This is a genomic window from Terrisporobacter mayombei, from assembly GCF_020748465.1.
GTDB lineage: Bacteria > Bacillota > Clostridia > Peptostreptococcales > Peptostreptococcaceae > Terrisporobacter > Terrisporobacter mayombei.
On record NZ_JAHZMP010000002.1, the window covers coordinates 179,794 to 200,050 of the forward strand.

The following is a 20,257-nucleotide window of genomic DNA, read 5'->3' on the forward strand; positions in this document are numbered from 1 at the left end:
AATATGAAAATTTTTTTGTATATACTATTGACTTAGAGTTAAGTGTAGGGTCTATACTTGCCTTATAGCAAAGGGAGGAATGCCAAAGATACAAAAGTAATGGCATGACTACTTAAGGATATTTATATAGAAAAAAGAAAAAATATCTGTGCTTGTAAAAGAAAAAAATGTTTAAATAAATTTTATACAATAATAAAACAGAAGGGAAATAAATAATATGAAAGAAAAATTTTATTTATTAAGCAATAACTATAAGATTCCAAATATAGGATTTGGAACATTTCGTACACCTAGTGGAGAGGAAACAGAGCAGTCTGTACTAAGTGCAATCAAGGCAGGCTATAAGCATATTGATTGTGCTGCTGCTTATGGAAATGAAAAAAGTGTTGGTGAAGCTATACGTAAGTCTGGTGTGGCACGCGAAGAATTATTTGTAACAAGTAAGCTGTGGAATGATGATAAAGGATATGAAAATACGCTAGCAGCTTTTAATAGAACATTAGAGGATTTACAGCTTGATTATTTAGATTTATATCTTATCCACTGGCCTATTGCAAAAGCATCAAAAGAAAACTGGCAGGAGGCAAATAGTGAGAGTTGGAGAGCATTAGAAGAGCTTTATAGACAGGGTAAAGTTAAAGCAATTGGAGTTAGTAATTTTCTTGAACACCATCTTGAGCCATTACTAGAAACTGCTAAGATTAAACCAATGGTGAACCAAATAGAATTCCATCCTGGAATGTTGCAAAAGGATACTGTAGAATTTTGTAAGAAGCACAATATTTTAGTTGAGGCATGGGCTCCATTTTCGAATGGACAGATTTTAAATCATCCAGCTCTAAAGGAAATTGCAGATAAATACGAGAAATCTGTGGCTCAGCTTAGTTTACGTTGGATTATTCAAAAAGGTATTGTACCATTACCAAAGTCTGTTACACCAGAGAGAATTAAAAATAATCTTGAGGTATTTGACTTTGAAATAAGTGAAGAAGATGTTGATAGAATTGATAGATTAACTGATTGTGGAGGTTCAGGGCTTCATCCTGATAAAGTAGATTTCTAAAGTTATCTGATAAGTATAATATTTTCTTTAATAAAGGAATGTCAAATTTAAATATAATAATTATATAGAAATAATTATTGATTGGAGGTAAAATTATGAAAGTAGTTGCATTTAATGGAAGTCCTAATAAGGCAGGAAATACTTACAATGCTATAAAAACTGTAGCAACAGAATTAGAAAAAGAAGGAATAGAAGTAGAAATTGTTCATGTAGGAAATAAATTAGTACGTGGATGTCTAGCTTGTGGAGGATGTTCAAGAAATCAAAATGAAAGATGTGTTATAGAAACTGATGGAGTAAATGAATGGGTTCAAAAAATGAAAGAAGCTGATGGAATAATTTTAGGATCACCAGTTCATTATTCGGCAATAGCAGGTACTATGAAATCATTTTTAGATCGTGCATTTTTTGTAGCTACTTCAAATGGAGGAATGTTTAGACATAAAATAGGAGCAAGTGTAGTAGCAGTAAGAAGATCAGGAGGAATACCTGTATTTGATCAATTGAATAATTATATTAATTACTCAGAAATGCTAATGCCAACATCTAATTACTGGAATGTAGCCTATGGAACTGCTCCTGGAGAAGTAACGCAAGATGAAGAAGGTATGCAAATAATGAGAGTACTTGGTAAGAACACGGCTTGGATGATGAAAGTAGTTGAAGCTGGAAAATCTCAAGTTAAAGAAAATGAAAAGGAAGATAAGATATTTACAAACTTTATAAGATAGATAAAAAATACTGCAAGTATATTACTAATCCAATACTTAAAATAATAAATAATCAAGGCATAGAATTTAACTCAATTCTATGCCTTTTATGACAATGATATTATTTGTAAAGTGTTTTGTGAATTTACCAGTTTTCATAATGTACTATGTCTTCAAAACTTTTTCGTGGACGAGGCTTAGGCGATTCATCTGAATAACCAACAGTAATAAGACTAACTACATATTTATCACAAGGTATATTAAGAATAGGTCTAATTTCTTCTTGAGTGAACCAAGCAACCCAGCAAGTACTAAGTCCCAGTTTTTGGGCACAAAGAACTAAATGTTCTATAGCTATGGATGTATCTCTTATTATTTGTTTAAGTTCTTGCTGGGGACTATTTTCATTTAATGATAAATCTATATCGTCTTTAATTCTTGAGCGTATATCTGCAACGCATACTATAAAAACAGGAGCAGACATCATCCACTTTTGGTTATGAGATACCTCAGCTAACTTTTGTATAGTTATATCAGATTTAACTACAATAAAATGCCAAGGTTGAGTATTGGAACCAGATGGGGCAAGTCTTCCACTTTCAATAAGGCTAATAATTTTTTCGTCTTCAACTTTTTTATTAAGGTATTTTCTTATACTTCTTCTATCAATAATTTCATCAAGCATATTAATCATAATCTCCTTTTTTTATTTATACTATTTTGTATTATATATAATTTTAAAATAATGATATAATAAGTACAAGTACGTACTTATTAGTATTATAGTATCTAAAATGATATTGTAAAAAGTAAAAAGGAGATAAATATGAGTTTAGAACCATGTGTATTAAATTTCAAAAATAAAGAGTATGCATGCACTTTTGAGATCGCAATGGATTTAATAGGTGGAAAGTGGAAACCTATTATTATTTGGCATCTTGGAAGCAAAGGAACAAAAAGATTTAGTGAATTAAAAAAGCTTATTCCTAAAATAACACAAAAAATGTTAACACAACAATTGAGAGAATTGGAAAGTGATAAATTAATTATAAGAAAAGTGTACCCTCAAGTTCCTCCAAAGGTAGAATATTCACTAGGAGAATTAGGAGAGAGTTTGATGCCCATTCTTACAATGATGTATAATTGGGGAGAAGTGTATTATGAAAAAATAGATAAAAGATAAATGTTTGAGGGCTTGGTTCTTCACGTTTTGTGCCAAGAACACTCTACTTACTACCCACTGTACTTGAAAAATATATTTTAGCCAAAATAATAGATAAAATTATATTTTTTGTATTTTATTTAAAATTTTTTATTCTATATTTAAAAATATAAAATAAAACCGTATAATTAAGTGTGGAAAAAATAAAAAAGTGGGGATGAAATGGAGAATAAAATAGACAAAATAAAACTTTATAAGATTTATATAGGGATTATAGTATTCTTAGTACTCTTATTTAGTTATCCTTCTACAAATATATATTATAAAATAATAACTAATACTATGGGAATACTAGGATGTATTACTTCTATTTTTCTTGTATGTATTACATTTAAGAGAAGTGAAAAAAATAAGTTAAAAAATTATTGGTTATTAAATTTATTGGCTATAACAAGTTTTGGAATTGGCGAAATTATTTGGGCAATAAAAGAAATTTTTCTAAATGAAAAACTTATATTGCCAAGTTTAACGATTTCATTTTATTTACCTAGTAATATATTCTTATTTTTAGGCAGTTTAATTTTACTGAAAAAAAATAGAAAAACCTATAAAACACAAAAATCTAAAGTATCTTTGGATATGGTTATAATTGTTACTATGTATATATCCATTATGTTTGCATCTATTATGCCTATGTTAAATTATAGGGAAACATTACTTGATACTAACATTTATCTAATTTTGTATAATATATTAAATTTTATGACTTTGATAAATTTAAGTATTATATATATATATAGTAATGAGAATATTATAAAAGGCAATTTTTTTGCAATAAATTTTTTAGGAGTATTGCTGTATGCTTTATCAGATTTGGTATATATGTACGAAATATTAGAAAGTACTTATGTGTCAAATACATTACTAGATTCACTTTGGATAATTAGTTTTTTATTAATAGGATTATCGGCTATTGAATATTTATTTACAGAGGATAGTAAAGATAATTTTAAAATTATTAATGAATGTGAAGATAAAGGTTTTATGTCTTATTTAGCTATAGTACCTATACCTATTTTATTTATTATGGATATAAACAATAAACATCAAGCCATAATAGGTATTTTTATATCTGTTATAGTAATAAGACAAATAAAGGTGCTAAATGAAAATAAAATACTAGTTAAAAAATATAAAATGATAAATGAAGGACTTGAAAGTGCTGTTTTAGAAAGGACTAAAGAGCTTCATGAAAAAAATATAGAGTTAAATTATTTATCAAACAAAGATACACTAACAGATCTTTATAATAGAAGGTACCTTTTACATAAGCTAGATGAGCTAATAGTAAATTCATCTAAAGATAATAGTAAGTTTGGAATACTATTTTTAGATTTAGATAAATTTAAAAATATAAATGATTTATATGGCCATGAAGTAGGAGATTTACTTTTAAATAAAATAGGTAATAAGTTACAAAAACACTCTAGTAAAAATAGTATTATTATAAGACAAGGTGGAGATGAGTTTGTAATAATTTATACTCATATAGATAGTGAAGAAGATTTAAAATCATTTGCTAATCAAATAATAAGTGAATTTGATAAAGAAATATGTATAGAAAAAATTGACTTTAAGGTTAATTTCAGTATAGGAGGAGTAATTTATCCAACTGATGGAGAGGATAAATTGACTCTTATGAAAAAAGCAGATATGGCTATGTATGCTTCAAAGAAAAATGCCTCTAGTAAGTTTTCTCTATATAAAGAAAACAACATGTATAACAAATTCAAAATGGAAAAACTTATGGAAAAAGCATTAAATAATAAAGAATTTATTCTATACTATCAGCCTCAATTTAATATAGACAATAATAAAATAGTAGGTATTGAAGCCCTTATTAGATGGGTAAATGATGAATTAGGATTTGTATATCCTTCAGAATTTATACCACTTGCAGAAGAAACTGGTTTAATTATTGATATAGGAAATTGGATTATAGAGTCCACATTCTTACAAATAAAGAAATGGCAAGAATTATACAATATAGATATAGAAGTTGGAATAAATGTATCGCCTATTCAGCTTTCAGACAAAAGATTTTTAGATGTGATAGTTACAAATCTTCAAAATACAAATATAAATCCTTCTCTTATAAATTTAGAGATAACTGAAAAAATAGCTATTGATGATAGTGAAGTAGTAATAGAAAAACTAAAAATAATACGAGATTTAGGAATAAAAGTATCCATAGATGACTTTGGAAGTGGCTATTCTTCTTTTAAGTATGCAAAAAGTTTTGCTGTAGATACCTTAAAAATCGATATATCTCTTATTAAAGGAATAGACAAATCAAAAGAGGATTATGAAATAGCCAAAGCTGTAATAAATATGGCAAAAGGCTTAGGGTTGAATATAGTAGCAGAAGGTGTAGACAGTGACTCTCAACTTTCAGTACTAAGAAATCTTGGATGTGATACTATTCAAGGCTATTATTACGAAAAGCCTATGAAGATAGAACAATTAGAAAAAAAATACTTCATGTAACGGATAATAAAGCTCCCTATTTTTGTAGGGAGCTTTATATTTTAACACTAGCATATTTTTATTCGGATTTTGAATTTTCAATAGTTATAATCCCATTATTTATTGTCATTTCTAAGTTTGGATCTATGTATGTAATTTTCAATCCCTTTGATTCATTATACACACCATGACACACCCCATAATTATTATTATCCAATATAATGAATTCATTTTCATTTGAAAGTATTCTATGAGGAGCCCCCTCACCTTCATAGGAAATTAAATTTATTTGATATGTATCACTAATTTTATAATTTAATTTGCTTATTATATTATTTTCCATGCTTATCTCCTTTTACTTACTTTATTTGTCTATAACTTTACAAATCTCATTTGCACAAGCAATCTACAACTTTAACCCCTTTATTTAAAATTTCACTATATAATAATAATAAAATAAAATGTAAATAAATAGTAGCAATTAAAACATTACAATTTATTAAGACAAATAAAAATGACTTTAAAGTAAATTTCAGGTTATCAGTTACAATTAGTTAACTTATAATATATAATAAACTTAAAATATTATCACAAGGATATAGTATATATCTAGATTTATGTTAATAATAAGAAAAATAATCTGGAGGCAATATAATGAATAAAAAAGACTTTTCTAATTTAGAAGATCAAATTATGTCTACAGTTAGCAGTGCACTAAAAGCAATAGATGTTGCTAATTTAAAAAGAGATATTAATTATAAAACTGAGGACACACTAAATCAATTTAAGTCAAAGTTTAATGAATATGGTGTAAAATACATGGGTTTAAATAAAAAATCTAAAAATGATATATCAAAATACATTAGTAAAAGACCAGCTGGAAGTATATCAGGAATACTTTATATAGTGTTTGGAGCTGGTGGAAGTGTAATTTATGGTTCTTCAGTGGGGCTATATCTAATAGCTAATTCACTATTTAGTAATTATATTGTAGGTAGCCAAGTTGTTACAGGAGTTTTAGTTTTATTTTTTGTAGGAAGTGTAGGTTTATTATTAAAAGGAATAAATGTAAGAAAAAGAGTAAAGCGTTTTAAGACCTATGTAAGATTTATTGACGACAATAGTTATTTCTTAATTGAGGACTTAGCAAGATTTGTTAAAGAGAAAAAGAGTTTTGTACTTAAAGACTTACGTAAAATGATTGATTTAGGAATGTTTTTAGAAGGACATATAGATGAAGAAAAAACTTGCTTTATGTTAAATGATGAAGTCTATAGTGACTATTTAAATTTAAAAAAGGAACAAATAGCTAAAGAAACTAATAAGGAAAAATTGAAAGAAGAAATAGATAATTCAGGAAAAGAAGAAATAGAATCTACTATTAAAATAGGTAGAAATTATATTGAACAGATAAAAGCGGTAAGAAATGAGCTTTATAGAGAAGAAATAGCTATAAAGTTAGATAAATTAGGGAACATTGGGGATCAAATCCTTAATCAGGTTGAAAAAAATCCTAAAAAGACACAAGAAGTTAATAAATTTATAAATCATTATCTTCCAATTACTATAAAACTAATCAACTCATACAGAGAGTTAAATAATCAAGTAGTTCAAGGTGATAATATAAAACATGCTAAAATTGAAATTGAAAAGAGTATTGATCTTATTAATAATGCTTTTGAAAATTTATTAGATGATTTATTTGAAGATGTTGTTTTAGATATTTCTACAGATATTTCTGTTCTTAAAACATTATTTAAACAAGAAGGATTAGGAGACGAAGATTTTAAAAAGGGAGGCATTAAAAATGAGTGATGAATTCAAAGATAAGTCTATTGATATAAAGCCAGAATTAACTTTTCAATCGTTTGAGGAGGAAGCTCCTCCTGTAAAAATAAAAGAAGAAAAAGTAGAAGAACAAATAATTGATGAAATCCAACTGACAGAAGAAGAAAAAAAAATGGTAGATCAATTTGTAGATAAAATAGAGATAAGTAATTCAAATTCTATTTTACAATATGGTGTAGGTGCTCAAAAGAAAATTTCTAATTTTTCACAATCAGCATTAAATGATGTGAGAACTAAAGATTTAGGTGAAATTGGGGAAATACTATCTAGTGTAGTTCTTGAGTTAAAGAACTTTGAAGAAGGTGAAGAGAAAAAAGGAATTTTCGGTTTATTTAAAAAAGGCAAAGATAAGATTTCCCAAATGAAAGTAAATTATGAAAATGTAGAGAACAATATAGGTAAAATGTGTAATGTTCTTGAAAAGCATCAAATACTGCTTTTAAAAGATATTGCTATGCTGGATAAGATGTATGAAATAAATAAAGTATATTTTAAAGAGCTTTATATGTATATCTTAGCTGGGAAAAAGAAACTTCAAAAATTAGAGAAGGAAGAACTTCCTAAATTGCAAGAAAAAGCAAGAAAAAGCGGAAATCCTCAGGATGCTCAAGAATTAAATGATTTTATTGCTCTTTGCAATCGATTTGAAAAGAAAATTCACGATTTAGAATTAACTAAAATGATTTCTTTACAAATGGCTCCTCAAATTCGTTTAATTCAAAACAATGACACATTAATGTCTGAAAAAATACAATCTACAATTATAAATACTATTCCACTTTGGAAAAGTCAAATAGTGTTATCACTTGGAGTTGCTCATGCTGCTGATGCTGCTAGAGTTCAAAGAGAAGTAACAGATATGACAAATGAACTTTTACGTAAAAATGCAGAAATATTAAAAACTTCAACTATAGAAACTGCAAAAGAATCTGAAAGAGGAATTGTTGATATTGAAACACTTAGAGCTACTAATGAATCATTGATTTCAACTCTTGATGAAATAATTAATATACAAACAGAAGGACGTCAAAAACGTAGGGAAGCTGAAGCCGAATTAAGAAATATTGAAAATCAATTAAAAAATAAGCTTATAGATTTTAAATATAAGTAAATAAGAAACACTATCCATAGAGTAAGGTACAAAGAACCGTATCACAAGTAAGGGAGCACGGTTTTATATTATGAAAGAAGCTTTTCTATATACTTTACTAAAGGGACACTATCAGATAAAAAAAAACAAAACTTGTTAGTTTTAGAATAATATCTTTATATAAGTTTTTTTCAGAATCATTTTTTATATTAGGCTGATTAAGATAAATGGCTTCTATAGATTTAACTACTTTTTCAGAACCGTATATTTCAGAATTTTTTAGAATCTTCAGTACATTAATTAATCTATCAGTTAAAGTAGATTTTAAACGTTCCTTTGTTAAAAGTAATGATTCTAAAAAAGTTTGTATATATAAAGATTGCTATGATGAATTTAAAGCTTTAGTGAGTGAATTTAATGATGTATTTAAGAATTATAAACAAATAAGCAATAGGCTAAAGAAATATGCTAATCTATTAGATATGATTAAATAGAATATTATATAATGTATACCATAAAGTACACCGATAAACAGCTAGAATCAGATGTTTATCGGTGTATTTTATTTGTTGTAAGGCTATTACACCTGCACAATAGATAGTCAAAAGCAACCTAGTGAAATATGAATGTAGATTAAATATACTAATTTAAATTTTTATAAAAAGCTATTTGAATTATCGTTTCTATAGATTTTGTATTGTATAAAAATTGGAATTGAATATTGTTGACAAAGAAACAAAAATATAATAGTATTGTTGACAGAGAAACAAAAAATTATCATTGTTTTATTAAAATTAATAGGGAGGTGTTTGAAGTGGAGAATATTAATAGTATTATGGGAAGTTTTAAAGAAATATATGAAAAAGAAGAAGTTTTAGGGAGAATAGCATTTAGAGGTGAATATGAACAATACGGGGTTTCAGAGATACATTGTATAGATCTTATAGGAAAAATAGAGAACCCTAATGTTACTAAAATATCTCAAAGAATGAATATGACGAGAGGTGCTATAAGTAAACTTTGCAAGAAACTTTTAAATAGTAAACTTATTGATAAATATAAAAAGCCTGACAATGACAAGGAGATATATTTTAAGTTAACAAAGTTAGGAGAAGAATTATACAACCAACACGATATAAAACATAAGCTGTGGGAAGAGCGAAATAATAAATTTTTTAAAAATATAGATAAAGAAGAGCAAGAAATTGTAGCTAATTTCCTAAATAAGTTCAATAACTACTTGGATAAAATAATAGAATCAGAAGGAGATAAATAACATGAATTTACATTTAAAGGAATTTAATATTCCGAGGAAAATATTAAAATGGGGAGACTCTCAACCAGCACATCAAAGACAACATATAGGAACTCATATAGATTGTTATAATTTATCAAGTATTGAGTTACCATCAGAAATAGATGTTAGTGTAATAGATGCTAGAAATATAGCTATTATAGATATTGGTATATTGGATAATATATCAATCAAAAAAAATTCTTTTGTAATATTTAGAACTGGGTATTTAGAAAATTATGGATATGGAAGTGAGAAATATTTTAATTCTGAATCAAATCCATATTTAACTGATGAGCTTGTAGATAAATTATTGGATTTTAATGTAAAATTAATAGGCATTGATTTAAGCGGAATACAGCATGGAAAATATCACGTAGCAATAGATAAATATGTTGAAAATAAAGGAGCCTATGTTGTAGAAAATATATGCAATTTAGATAAGGTTGGCTCAGAATTTAAATCAAGTTTGAAATGGATTCAATTTGAAGATGCTACAGCAATAAAAGTTGAGATTGAAACTTTATAAATTCAAAAAAGTATTGACCCTAACATTATGTCATAGTGTACTCTAAAATTACAGGTCCAGTACACAAGTAAAATTCATGCCGGCAGGATATATGTGTTATTGAGATTTAAAACCAAGGTAGGAGATAAAATTATGAGAACAGTAAAACAAGTTTCAAATTTAACTGGAATAAGTGTGAGAATGCTACATCACTACGATAAAATTGGATTATTAAAACCAACTAAATTAACAGAAGCAAGTTATAGACTTTATGATGATGAGGCTCTTGAAACTTTGCAACAGATTTTATTCTTTAAAGAACTTGATTTTCAATTAAATGAAATTAAAGACTTCATAACTAATCCTCACTTTGATAAGATGAAAGCTCTAGAAAACCATAAAAAGTTGATTGTTTTAAAACGAGATAGATTAAATGGTTTGATAGAACTAATAAATAATACATTAGAAGGAGCAAACACTATGAGTTTTAATGAATTTGATATGACTGAATATTATAATATTCTAGAAGAATTTAAAAAAGAAAATACTGATAAAGTTATTAAAATGTGGGGAAGTATAGATAAGTATGATGAGATAATTTCAAAAGTGAAATCTGAGGAAGAAAAGTTTGCTACTATGGCTATAAAGCAATATGGTAGCATAGAAAAATATGCTAAAGCACTTAAGGAAAATTTGAATAATAGTTTAATGCTAACTAAAGCAGAAGAGATGGATAGGTTTAAAAAAGATTGTCTTAGTGATAATAACCCTAAATTAAAAGAACTATATAAAAGACTTACAACTGATTTAAGTAAGGATATTTCATCAAAAGAGATTCAGCAAATTGTTACTGGTATAACTAATATAGCTAAAGATAATTATGAAATTTTTAGTGGTGATGTGGGAGATAGTTATTGGCACACAATGGTACAACTTTATCTAGTATTTCCAGATTGGATAGAAGAAGTTGACAAGAAATATGGAAGTGGTGCATCTAAATTTATAGGTAAAGCCCTAAAATGGAATTTGGGTGATTATGAGCCTAAATTAGAAACATTATATAAAAAGCTTACGGCTGATTTAAGCAAGTTTCCATCATCTGATGAAATTCAAGAAATTATCTTAGAAATAGTAGAAGAGACACAAAAGCAACATGACTGTTTAAAAGTAGATATTGGGGAAAACTATTGGAGCTACCAAGCAGAGCAATATTGTTCAGATACTAATTTAATAAAAGTAATAGATAATAAATATGGCAGTGGTGCATCTAAATTTATTGGAGAAGCACTAGAGTTTTATGTTAAAAGTAATGACTAGTTGCAATTAAGCTTGCAGACTTATAAATTATAAGAAAGTTTATAGTAGTTTTAGTTATAAAAAATATATAAAATAAGTAAATGAAAGGGCTACACAAAAATGTGTAGCCCTTTGCCAAAAATCTATAAATATCTATAAAACTTGTTTAATCTCCCCACATTGGCTACAAGTCTTACTTAACGGATAAAATCTATCTGCGACTATTAACTCAATCCCTCTAAATTTGCACTTATATTCAAGTTGTCTTTTAAATTCATAGAAACCTTGTTTTGATATAGCTTTAGATAAATTTATAATAATACAGAAGATTATTTTCCAACCTGAAAACCATATTTTAAAGGATCGTCGTTGTCTATGATATAAGTAGATACACCTGTTAAATAAGCACTTCCTGTAATCTGTGGTATAACTGCAGGAAACTCGCCAACTTTTGCTGTTTCCTTAATAATACCCTTGAATGTTGTTCCGATAAAACTCTCGTATACGAATGGCTCACCTATGCCAATTTTTCCTTTTGTATAAAGAGTGGCTAATTTTGCGCTTGTACCAGTTCCGCATGGAGAACGGTCTGCCATATAGTCCCCAAATATAACTACATTTCTCATATCACAACCAGATGTAGTTGTTGGACAATACAATTCTGCTAAATCTACAGATGTAATATCAAGTTCAGGATGTTGAATTTTGTTCTCTTTATTTGCATTTTCAATTAACTTCATACCAAAATCAGTCAGTTTAGGAATGTTCTCAGGTATTATATCAATTCCAATCTGAGTTACATCACATAAAGCGAAAAAGCTTCCGCCAAAAGAAATATCATATGTAACCTCTTTGCCATCTATAACTGTTTTTAAGTTTTCTTTATAAAGGAAAGCTGGTACATTTGTAAGTGTAACGTTTACAACCTTTCCATCTTTTACTTCTGCTTTTGTACGTATTAATCCAGCAGGAGCATCAAGAGTAACTTCTGTATAAGGTTCTTTTGCTTCTACAAGTCCGGCTTCTATTAGAGCAGTAACAGTACCTATTGTACCATGTCCGCACATATTTAAATAACCGCCAGTATCCATATAAATTACACCGAAATCTGCTTCTGAATTTATTGGATTCGTTACTATTGATCCGAACATATCATGGTGTCCGCGTGGTTCAAACATTAATGCTTTCCTATACTCATCACAGTGTTTTTCTAAATACTGTTTCTTTTCAATCATAGTTTCTCCTGGCATCTCAGTAAACCCTGAAAGCAATACACGTGTGAATTCTCCTACAGTGTGAGTGTCAACAGCTATAAAATTTTTTTCATAAATATTTAAATTTACATTTGGTCTTAATTCCATTATATACCCTCCATTTAGTTATGAAATAATATTGCAATGTCATTCATTTAGTTATGAAATAATATTGCATAACTAAATTTTATAGTCTTATCTTATAGAAGTCAATAATAAAAATATAAATTTTAATTATTGAAGTTGGAAAAAAACTATGATATCGTATATCTAATAACAATGAAAGATTAAATAATATGCAGAAAAATTTATCGAAGATGAAAAAGATGAGGTGTAGCATGGCAAAAAATGAGAAAAAAGATTCAAAAAACGTATCCATGCCTTCTGATTTGAAGTATTTAAACAGGAAACGTATTTTACAAATAATAAGGAATGAAGACTTTATATCTGTCAATGACATAAGTGAGGCTACAAAAATCAGCCGCCCAACGATAAAAAAAGCAATTCAGAGCTTTGAAGACAAGGGGCTTGTGATTTCGGTGGGGAAAGGAGCCTCTACAAACGCTGGTGGAAAACGTCCAGGATTATATTCTTTTTATTGTGAGAAAGTTATATTATGCATATATTTAGAAAACGAGCGCATTTATTTTACAATTTTGAGTATGAAAAACGAATGTATACGAGAAAGAGAAGTACCATTTCGTTACGGAGACACTTTTGAAAAATTTCAGGATATTTTAATAAGCAATATGTATCTAATTTTAAAAGAATCTGAAATTTGCTATGAAAATTTATATGGAATTAGTCTGGCAATAGGAGGATTTGTAGAGCGCAATATTGGTATTGTACGGTTTTATTCGAAGGCACCAGAATGGGGAAGAAATCTCCCTATAAAAGCCTGGTTGAAAGAACTATTTCCAAAACAAGTGATTGTTGTGGAAAATCTTGTAAGAACCGCAGGACGCTCCCTTCTTTTAGAAGAAAAATACCGTAATAAAAGAATGGCGGCTATATATACTGGAGCAGGTATTTCCGCGTGTTACATAGATAGAGAAGTTCTGACTGGCAGAAATGCATTAATTGGTGAAATTGGACACATGACAATTGATTATAGTGATGAAGAAGTATGTTCATGTGGTAGTAGAGGCTGCTTTGAACAAATGGTCAGTGAAAGTAGAATACTAAATAAATTAAATGAAAATACTAATAAACTATCTTGTTCTACTATGAAACAGTGGGTTGAATCAGAGGATATTATACGTCATTTGTTTGAGGAAGCGGACAAAGGGGATGAGTTAGCAAAAGATGTGGTTAGTTATCTTGCAGAAATGTTTTCTTTGATGCTTAAAAATATAGCAATTAATTTTGATCCTGAAATCATTGTAATGCAAGGAAAGTATGCTTATGCAGGAGAATATTTTAAAACAGAGCTTAAAGAAGCAAGAAAAAAGGCTAAATTCTTCCCGGAAGAAACGGCTTCAAAATTATATTATGATATGCGTCCTCTAAGAGAATTACAAAAGCTAGGAGGCTATCAAGAGTTGTCAAAAAGGTTTTTTGACAACCCAGAACTTTATGAAGAAATGTAACCTAATAGAAGCCTGTAAGAAAATTATTGTTGAAGTTGCTAACTTTGATATACCAAAAATTAAAAACAAATTTATTAATGCAAATAATATTTAGGGGGAATATATGAGTAACTTTGAAGAGGATCTACTGGAGTTCAATGAAATTGATGCTTACAAGAAATTAAAAGATGCAAAAGAATTTCTTTGTGGAGAGAATGGAAATCAAAATTTTGAGGAATTTTTGCTTTTGAGTAAAATGTCAGCACTTCAAGGCAATGACCACAGCCAATATATAATGGGGATTTTTTATGAAGATGGTATGGAAGGATTGGAAGATTATTTTCAAATAGAAATAAAAGCTGATGAAAAATATTACAAAATGAAAAATAATAGAAAAGCCTTAGAGCTGTATAAAAAATCAGCTAATCAAGGACATAAAGATGCGCAATACGCCCTTGGGAATATGTATTTTAGAGGGACTGGTATTGAAAGTGATTATGAAAAAGCCCTTTATTGGTTCAAAAGATCTAAGACAGAGTTTGCTTGTTTTAATGTTGGATGTTTCTATGAAAATGGCATAGGCGTAAATCAAAATTATGAAACTGCTCTTAAGTGGTATGAAAAAGCTGCAGAACTTGGAAACTCCAATGCTGCCTACAATTTAGGTGTTATGTATAAAATGGGGCAAGGCTGTGAAATAGATTATGAGAAAGCAATAAAGTGGTATGAAAAAGCAGGCGAGCAAAACAATAAAAGTGCCCTTTATAATTTGGGATTGATGTATACAGATGGTGATGGTGTAGAAATAGATTATAAAAAAGCTATTGATTTTTATGAAAAAGCTGCCAAGCATGGAAGTGAATTAGCCATGTATCAACTTGGGTATATGTATAATCAAGGTATAGGCGTGGATGAGGATTTGGAGCAAGCTATAATATGGTATGAAAAATCTGCAAACTTAGGATGCTCTGATGCTCAGTGTAATTTAGGGTATTTCTATCAAGAGGGACTAGGAATAGAGCAAAACTACGAAAAGGCTAAAATGTGGTATGAAAAAGCCATAGAACAAGATGAATATCTTGCAAAAAGTAATTTGGCAGAGATGTATATTTTTGGTCATGGGGTAGAAGTAGACCTAGAAAAAGCTTTAGCGCTTTATGAAGATGCCTTAAGTGATGCCAGGGAAATAGGCGATGAAGAAGAAATATCAATAGTTTTATTTAATATGGCTGAAGTATACGAAATAGGCTATGGAACGGAAACTGATTTAGAGAAAGCTAAGGCCTTATATGAGGAGTCTGCTGCTTATGGTTTAGAAGAAGCAAAGGAAAGACTTGATAATTTGAAAAATTAAATAAAATAATAGTAAAGAAGCTCTTTCATTATGAATTATGGAAGAGCTTTATTTCATGAATTATACAATGGAAAAAATATATTAACTATCACTAAAGTTATTACGATACCAATCAATTACAAAATCCTTAAAAATAATCTCACTCTTAGTTAACCTTCTATTTCTTGTACTAACTAAAAATATTTTACTTTCAATATGATCTTTCAATTTAATAGTAGCAATATTTTTATTGTTAAAAGACTTAGCAACAGTATATGGTAGCAAAGTAATACCAATATTTTCAGCAACTAAAGAAATCAATGTATTAATATGACTATCGATATACAAAATAGTTGGAGAAATGCCAATATTATTAAATAAATTCACAAAAAAATCATCCATAGAGGATTTAGCCTTCAAAGAAATAAGTTTCTCTTTGAAAATGTCAACAAGACTAATTTCTTTTTTATTTGCAAGAAAATGTTCTTTAGAAGCAATTATAACAGTTGTATCAGTAACTAGATTATATTAATTGGTTTTGGGAGAATAGTAGGTGATGGTGGCATTCACTGTATAACAAAGAATATTGCTTCTGCTAAATAATAGATGCAATAATAGCTATATCATTACCATAATTAACGGAACTTGGATTATAAAAAGACTAGTTAAAAAACTAGTCTTTTTATGTGGAACGATTATTTTGTAAGTCTATTATAACTCATACAGGTTATCATAAAGTTCCAACTTATTCATAAGATTCAACTCGACTATAACATAAGTTACAGAAAATTTCACTACATATGACAAACAAAGCTTAGGATAAAATGGGAAAATATGAACACAGGGTCATTCTAATAAGAAAAAAGGTATGGAAAGTGAAGTTATTGATAGTTTAAGGTATTTATATAAAAAAATCATACAAATAAATATAAAAGAGCAAATATATAAATTTATATTAGATTTATACTGGTTTTAAATGAAGAGGTCAAAAATATGATGATAAGAATAACTTAAAGGTGAAACATAGGTTACATATTTGTTCTTTTAATATTTTCTTTAAAATTGTATATAATCTTAATATAAAACAAAAAGCTTATCTCAAAGGAGAAGAATATGAAAATATCAAAAAAAGTTTTATCATTAATTATAGTATCAACAATGATATTGTCTGTAGGATGCTCACTCAAGAGTAATAATATACAAAGTAATACAACTACAATTGAAAATAAATCTATAAATGCAAAAGACAAAGGAAAATATAGTGAAGAAACAATAGAATTTGATTTAGGAAATGAAACCTATACTTCTGATTATGGAAAAGAAATGCCATATAAGTTAAGAGGAGTAATTTCAGTCCCAAAAGGAGAAGGGAAATTTCCAATAGTATTAATAACACATGGTTCTCATAACAATGAAAAAACTGGTGTAAGATTTGATACTGGTTTTAAATATTTAACACAAAAACTAGCTGAGAACGGATATATAGCAGTATCTATAGATGCACAAAATGCATACGTATGGTCATATGGAGACAATGATGACTATATAAAAGTACCAGTAATGATGGATAAACACATACAAAAGCTAAGAGATGCTAACGATGGAAAAGAAAAAGGATATAGTATAGACTTAAAGGATAAAATAGATTTTGAAAAAATGGCACTAGTGGGACATTCTAGAGGTGGAGAAACAATATTTAGAATAGCAGAGCAAGAAGAAGTAAAAGGACAAAAAATATCAGCAATGTTATCTATAGCTCCAACTATGTCATTGGAAGATACACCATATTCTCAAACAGATATACCTACATCAATAGTTATGGGAGAGTATGATGGAGATGTAATTACTTATGATGGTATCGGAATATACGACAAATTAGACACTGAAAAAAGACAAAGTCCTATAAGCTTAGCATTTTTAGAAAAAGCAAACCACAATTATTTCAATGATAATATTAAAATAAATGATGCGGACATATTAATATATGATGTGAATGATCAACTTAGCAAAGAGAGACAAGAAAACTTTCTAGCTAATTACGGCCTAGATTTCTTTAATGCAACTTTAAAAAATGAAGTAAATAAAAGTGTATATGATACAAAAACAACATCTCCAAATAAAATGTATGGTGAAAAAGTAAAGACATTATACAAAGATAAAAATACTAAATCAATAGCATCAGTAGAGAGTACAAAGGAGTACAAATCAGAAGGTGTAACAATAGAAGCTACTCAAGATTCATGGTTCTACAAATACGATAAATTACAGCCTGTAGATACAGCAACACATGGAGTGAAAGAAACAAGTGCTAGAAAATTGCTCACAATGAAATGGGAAAAATTAGATAGTAAAGTAAGCTTTGAACCAGCTGAAAAAGATTTTGAAAAATATAATTCAATATCACTAAACCTATTACAAGACCCATCAGATAAATTAAATAAAAAAGATGAAAACCAACAATTTACAATACAAATAAAAGATAAAAAAGGAAATACATCTAATGTAGAGTTAGATAAGAATGTAACATCATTAGACTATAAAGAAGGTAATATATCTACAATTGAGATAGAGGGGAAAATTTATGAAACTTGGAACAAAATAACTCCAGTAACAGAGCTAAGAATACCTTTGGCAAGCTTTAAAGGAATAGACCTTAAAAATATACAAGAAGTATCACTAATTTTTAATAAGACGCAAAGTGGTTCAATAATAGTGAGTGATTTTAGTTTAAAATAATCTGATGTATTTAAATTAAAAAAGCATACCTTAAAGGTATGCTTTTTATAACGTATATGGTCTATAACCCATTTATAAGAAGACTTATATAATACTGGTATAGTCAGATTTACTGACTCCACTTTATCCTAAATCTCGCCTTTTGCAAATTCTTCTTTCATCTTAAAATTACTAATTGTATCTTTTAGTACTTGAGCTTGAGCTGATAATTCTTCACTTGATGCAGCACTTTCTTCTGCTGTTGCACTATTGTTTTGTACTACGTCTGATATCTGATCTACACCTATGTTTACCTGTGCTATGGCTACTGCTTGCTGGTTATTTGCATCTGCAATATTCTGTATTACCTGAGCAGTTTGATTAGAGCTATTTACCACTAGTTCTAAGGATTTTGCTGTTTCATCTACAATATTTCTTCCATTTTCTACTGCATTAAGAGCAGTTTCAATTAACATTGCAGTATTTTTTGCACTTTCTGCAGATTTTCCTGCTAGATTACGAACTTCATCTGCAACAACTGCAAATCCTTTACCAGCTTCTCCTGCTCTTGCTGCTTCAACTGCTGCATTTAAAGCTAATATATTAGTTTGAAAAGCTATATCATCAATATTTTTAATTATTTTACCAATTTCATCTGAAGCATTACTTATATCATTCATAGCTGCAATCATTTCATTCATTTGTTGCTGTCCTTTAGTTGTAGCTGCAGTTGCTTCCATGGAAACCTCTTGTGCTCTTTGTGCATTTTGAGACGTATCATTTATTTGATTTGAAATTTCATTTACTGTTGATGCTAGTTCTTGAACGGAACTTGCTTGTTCTGTAGCTCCTTGAGCAAGTTCTTGTGCTCCAGCAGATACTTGCTGGGAACCTATAGCAACTTGATCTGAAGTTAATGAAATTTGAGATACCATAAAGTTTAGCGCATATATTAAATCATTTATATTAGTTTCTAATTTTTTAAATTGACCTACATATTCTTTTTCAAGTTTTATATCTAGATTACCACTAGCCATTTTTTCTAAAACTATAGATATTTCATCTATATAATCTTGATAATTAGTAAGTTGAGCAATAGTTTTATTGAAAGCCTCCGCCAGTTGTCCAGCCTCATCATTTGAATTAACATCTAAATCAACATCAAAATTTCCTTGCGCTATATCATTAGCTACTTCAGTTATTTTTTTAATTGGTTTAGTTATTGAACTAGCAATAATATAGATTATACCAGCTACAAGGATTAATACTACTACCGCTACACTTGTTACTCCTATGATTGTTTTTTTATTACCATCACTTATTAATCCATCTACAGTATCCATAGGAACTCCACAGAAGTAGGCACCTATTATATTGTTACTATCATCATGCATTGGTACATAACCTGTTAAATACTTTTTACCTTGTATTTCTGCTTCTCCAAAATAAGATTCACCTTTTGATAATGCTTTGTATGCTTCTCCTGCCTGATCTAAAGTTGTTCCAACAGCCCTTTTACCTTGTTCATCTTTTACAGTTGATAGTATTCTCGTATATGTATCATCATTTTTAGAAAAAACTGTTGCAACTAAATTCATACTTTCAGAAAATTTATCAATATATTCATGATTATCTTCTATTGATTTACCATTAACATCAACTAACTCACCATTGTCATTTTTTATATTTCCAAATTGTTCTTTTAAATATAATTGTAACATATCGTTACTACCTTCTATTTTTTCAGTATATTGGTATCCTACCACTTGTTCAATAGTTGATGAACTTTTTGTAATCCCCATTCCTACTGTTAATAGCAAGGAAAGAATAAACATCACTAATACACTAGAAATAATTTTAATTTTTATACTTTTCATTTAACTTCTCCTAT

19 protein-coding genes are annotated in these 20,257 nt (G+C 28.5%); 13 read left to right on the top strand and 6 right to left on the bottom strand.

Going from position 1 to position 20,257, the window contains the following annotated elements; translation table 11 throughout:
* The first annotated feature begins 217 nt into the window (after positions 1-217).
* Together K0039_RS07140 and K0039_RS07145 are read left to right on the top strand one after the other, a co-directional pair.
* Positions 218-1,063 (top strand): aldo/keto reductase, encoded by an 846-nt coding sequence (locus K0039_RS07140; protein ID WP_228104365.1) that lies wholly within the window; start codon positions 218-220, stop codon positions 1,061-1,063.
* 95 nt (positions 1,064-1,158) lie between these two features.
* Positions 1,159-1,794: a flavodoxin family protein gene (locus tag K0039_RS07145; RefSeq protein ID WP_228104366.1), complete on the top strand. Its 636-nt coding sequence runs from the start codon at positions 1,159-1,161 to the stop codon at positions 1,792-1,794.
* Positions 1,795-1,918: 124 nt separating this feature from the next.
* Here the strand turns inward: K0039_RS07145 and K0039_RS07150 are convergent, their stop codons facing one another.
* Positions 1,919-2,458 (bottom strand): nitroreductase family protein, encoded by a 540-nt coding sequence (locus K0039_RS07150; protein ID WP_228104367.1) that lies wholly within the window; start codon positions 2,456-2,458, stop codon positions 1,919-1,921.
* Between the two features lie 141 nt (positions 2,459-2,599).
* Here K0039_RS07150 and K0039_RS07155 point away from each other — a divergent pair, with 141 nt between their 5' ends.
* Positions 2,600-2,956, top strand: coding sequence for a winged helix-turn-helix transcriptional regulator (locus K0039_RS07155; RefSeq protein WP_228104368.1), 357 nt, complete (start codon positions 2,600-2,602; stop codon positions 2,954-2,956).
* A 201-nt stretch (positions 2,957-3,157) separates the two neighbouring features.
* On the top strand, positions 3,158-5,482 hold the full coding sequence (locus tag K0039_RS07160) for a putative bifunctional diguanylate cyclase/phosphodiesterase (RefSeq protein ID WP_228104369.1): 2,325 nt from the start codon (positions 3,158-3,160) through the stop codon (positions 5,480-5,482).
* Positions 5,483-5,540: 58 nt separating this feature from the next.
* Here the strand turns inward: K0039_RS07160 and K0039_RS07165 are convergent, their stop codons facing one another.
* Positions 5,541-5,804, bottom strand: a complete 264-nt coding sequence (locus tag K0039_RS07165) for a hypothetical protein (protein ID WP_228104370.1) — start codon at positions 5,802-5,804, stop codon at positions 5,541-5,543.
* 311 nt (positions 5,805-6,115) lie between these two features.
* On the opposite strand from K0039_RS07165, the gene K0039_RS07170 reads away from it, so the two are divergent.
* From K0039_RS07170 to K0039_RS07195, 6 genes are all read left to right on the top strand, one after another.
* Positions 6,116-7,276: a 5-bromo-4-chloroindolyl phosphate hydrolysis family protein gene (locus K0039_RS07170; protein WP_228104371.1), complete on the top strand. Its 1,161-nt coding sequence runs from the start codon at positions 6,116-6,118 to the stop codon at positions 7,274-7,276.
* A complete protein-coding gene (locus K0039_RS07175; protein ID WP_228104372.1) occupies positions 7,269-8,420 on the top strand; it encodes a toxic anion resistance protein in 1,152 nt (383 codons plus the stop codon). The genes K0039_RS07170 and K0039_RS07175 overlap by 8 nt, the downstream gene beginning before the upstream one ends.
* Before the next feature lie 206 nt (positions 8,421-8,626).
* Positions 8,627-8,893 carry a hypothetical protein gene (locus K0039_RS07180; RefSeq protein ID WP_228104373.1) on the top strand — a complete coding sequence of 89 codons (267 nt, stop codon included), beginning with the start codon at positions 8,627-8,629 and terminating at the stop codon, positions 8,891-8,893.
* A gap of 320 nt (positions 8,894-9,213) precedes the next feature.
* On the top strand, positions 9,214-9,675 hold the full coding sequence (locus K0039_RS07185) for a MarR family transcriptional regulator (RefSeq protein ID WP_228104374.1): 462 nt from the start codon (positions 9,214-9,216) through the stop codon (positions 9,673-9,675).
* A gap of 1 nt (position 9,676) precedes the next feature.
* Positions 9,677-10,222 carry a cyclase family protein gene (locus tag K0039_RS07190; RefSeq protein ID WP_228104375.1) on the top strand — a complete coding sequence of 182 codons (546 nt, stop codon included), beginning with the start codon at positions 9,677-9,679 and terminating at the stop codon, positions 10,220-10,222.
* A gap of 132 nt (positions 10,223-10,354) precedes the next feature.
* A complete protein-coding gene (locus K0039_RS07195; RefSeq protein WP_228104376.1) occupies positions 10,355-11,518 on the top strand; it encodes a MerR family transcriptional regulator in 1,164 nt (387 codons plus the stop codon).
* Positions 11,519-11,650: 132 nt separating this feature from the next.
* On the opposite strand, the gene K0039_RS22795 is transcribed toward K0039_RS07195, so the two are convergent.
* Positions 11,651-11,887, bottom strand: coding sequence for a zinc ribbon domain-containing protein (locus K0039_RS22795; protein WP_334302534.1), 237 nt, complete (start codon positions 11,885-11,887; stop codon positions 11,651-11,653).
* The gene (locus K0039_RS07205; RefSeq protein WP_228104377.1) at positions 11,827-12,858 is read right to left on the bottom strand and encodes a proline racemase family protein; all 1,032 of its coding nucleotides are present in this window, start codon (positions 12,856-12,858) and stop codon (positions 11,827-11,829) included. The genes K0039_RS22795 and K0039_RS07205 overlap by 61 nt, the downstream gene beginning before the upstream one ends.
* Positions 12,859-13,088: 230 nt before the next feature.
* Between K0039_RS07205 and K0039_RS07210 the strand changes: the two genes are divergently transcribed.
* Positions 13,089-14,339 carry an ROK family transcriptional regulator gene (locus K0039_RS07210; protein ID WP_228104378.1) on the top strand — a complete coding sequence of 417 codons (1,251 nt, stop codon included), beginning with the start codon at positions 13,089-13,091 and terminating at the stop codon, positions 14,337-14,339.
* 103 nt (positions 14,340-14,442) lie between these two features.
* Positions 14,443-15,672, top strand: coding sequence for an SEL1-like repeat protein (locus K0039_RS07215; protein WP_228104379.1), 1,230 nt, complete (start codon positions 14,443-14,445; stop codon positions 15,670-15,672).
* A gap of 81 nt (positions 15,673-15,753) precedes the next feature.
* Here K0039_RS07215 and K0039_RS07220 read toward each other — a convergent pair whose 3' ends face one another.
* Positions 15,754-16,152 carry a LysR family transcriptional regulator substrate-binding protein gene (locus tag K0039_RS07220; protein WP_228105043.1) on the bottom strand — a complete coding sequence of 133 codons (399 nt, stop codon included), beginning with the start codon at positions 16,150-16,152 and terminating at the stop codon, positions 15,754-15,756.
* 612 nt (positions 16,153-16,764) lie between these two features.
* Here K0039_RS07220 and K0039_RS07225 point away from each other — a divergent pair.
* Positions 16,765-18,387: a poly(ethylene terephthalate) hydrolase family protein gene (locus tag K0039_RS07225; RefSeq protein WP_228104380.1), complete on the top strand. Its 1,623-nt coding sequence runs from the start codon at positions 16,765-16,767 to the stop codon at positions 18,385-18,387.
* 128 nt (positions 18,388-18,515) lie between these two features.
* On the opposite strand, the gene K0039_RS07230 is transcribed toward K0039_RS07225, so the two are convergent.
* Positions 18,516-20,243: a methyl-accepting chemotaxis protein gene (locus K0039_RS07230; RefSeq protein ID WP_228104381.1), complete on the bottom strand. Its 1,728-nt coding sequence runs from the start codon at positions 20,241-20,243 to the stop codon at positions 18,516-18,518.
* Positions 20,244-20,257 lie beyond the last annotated feature (14 nt).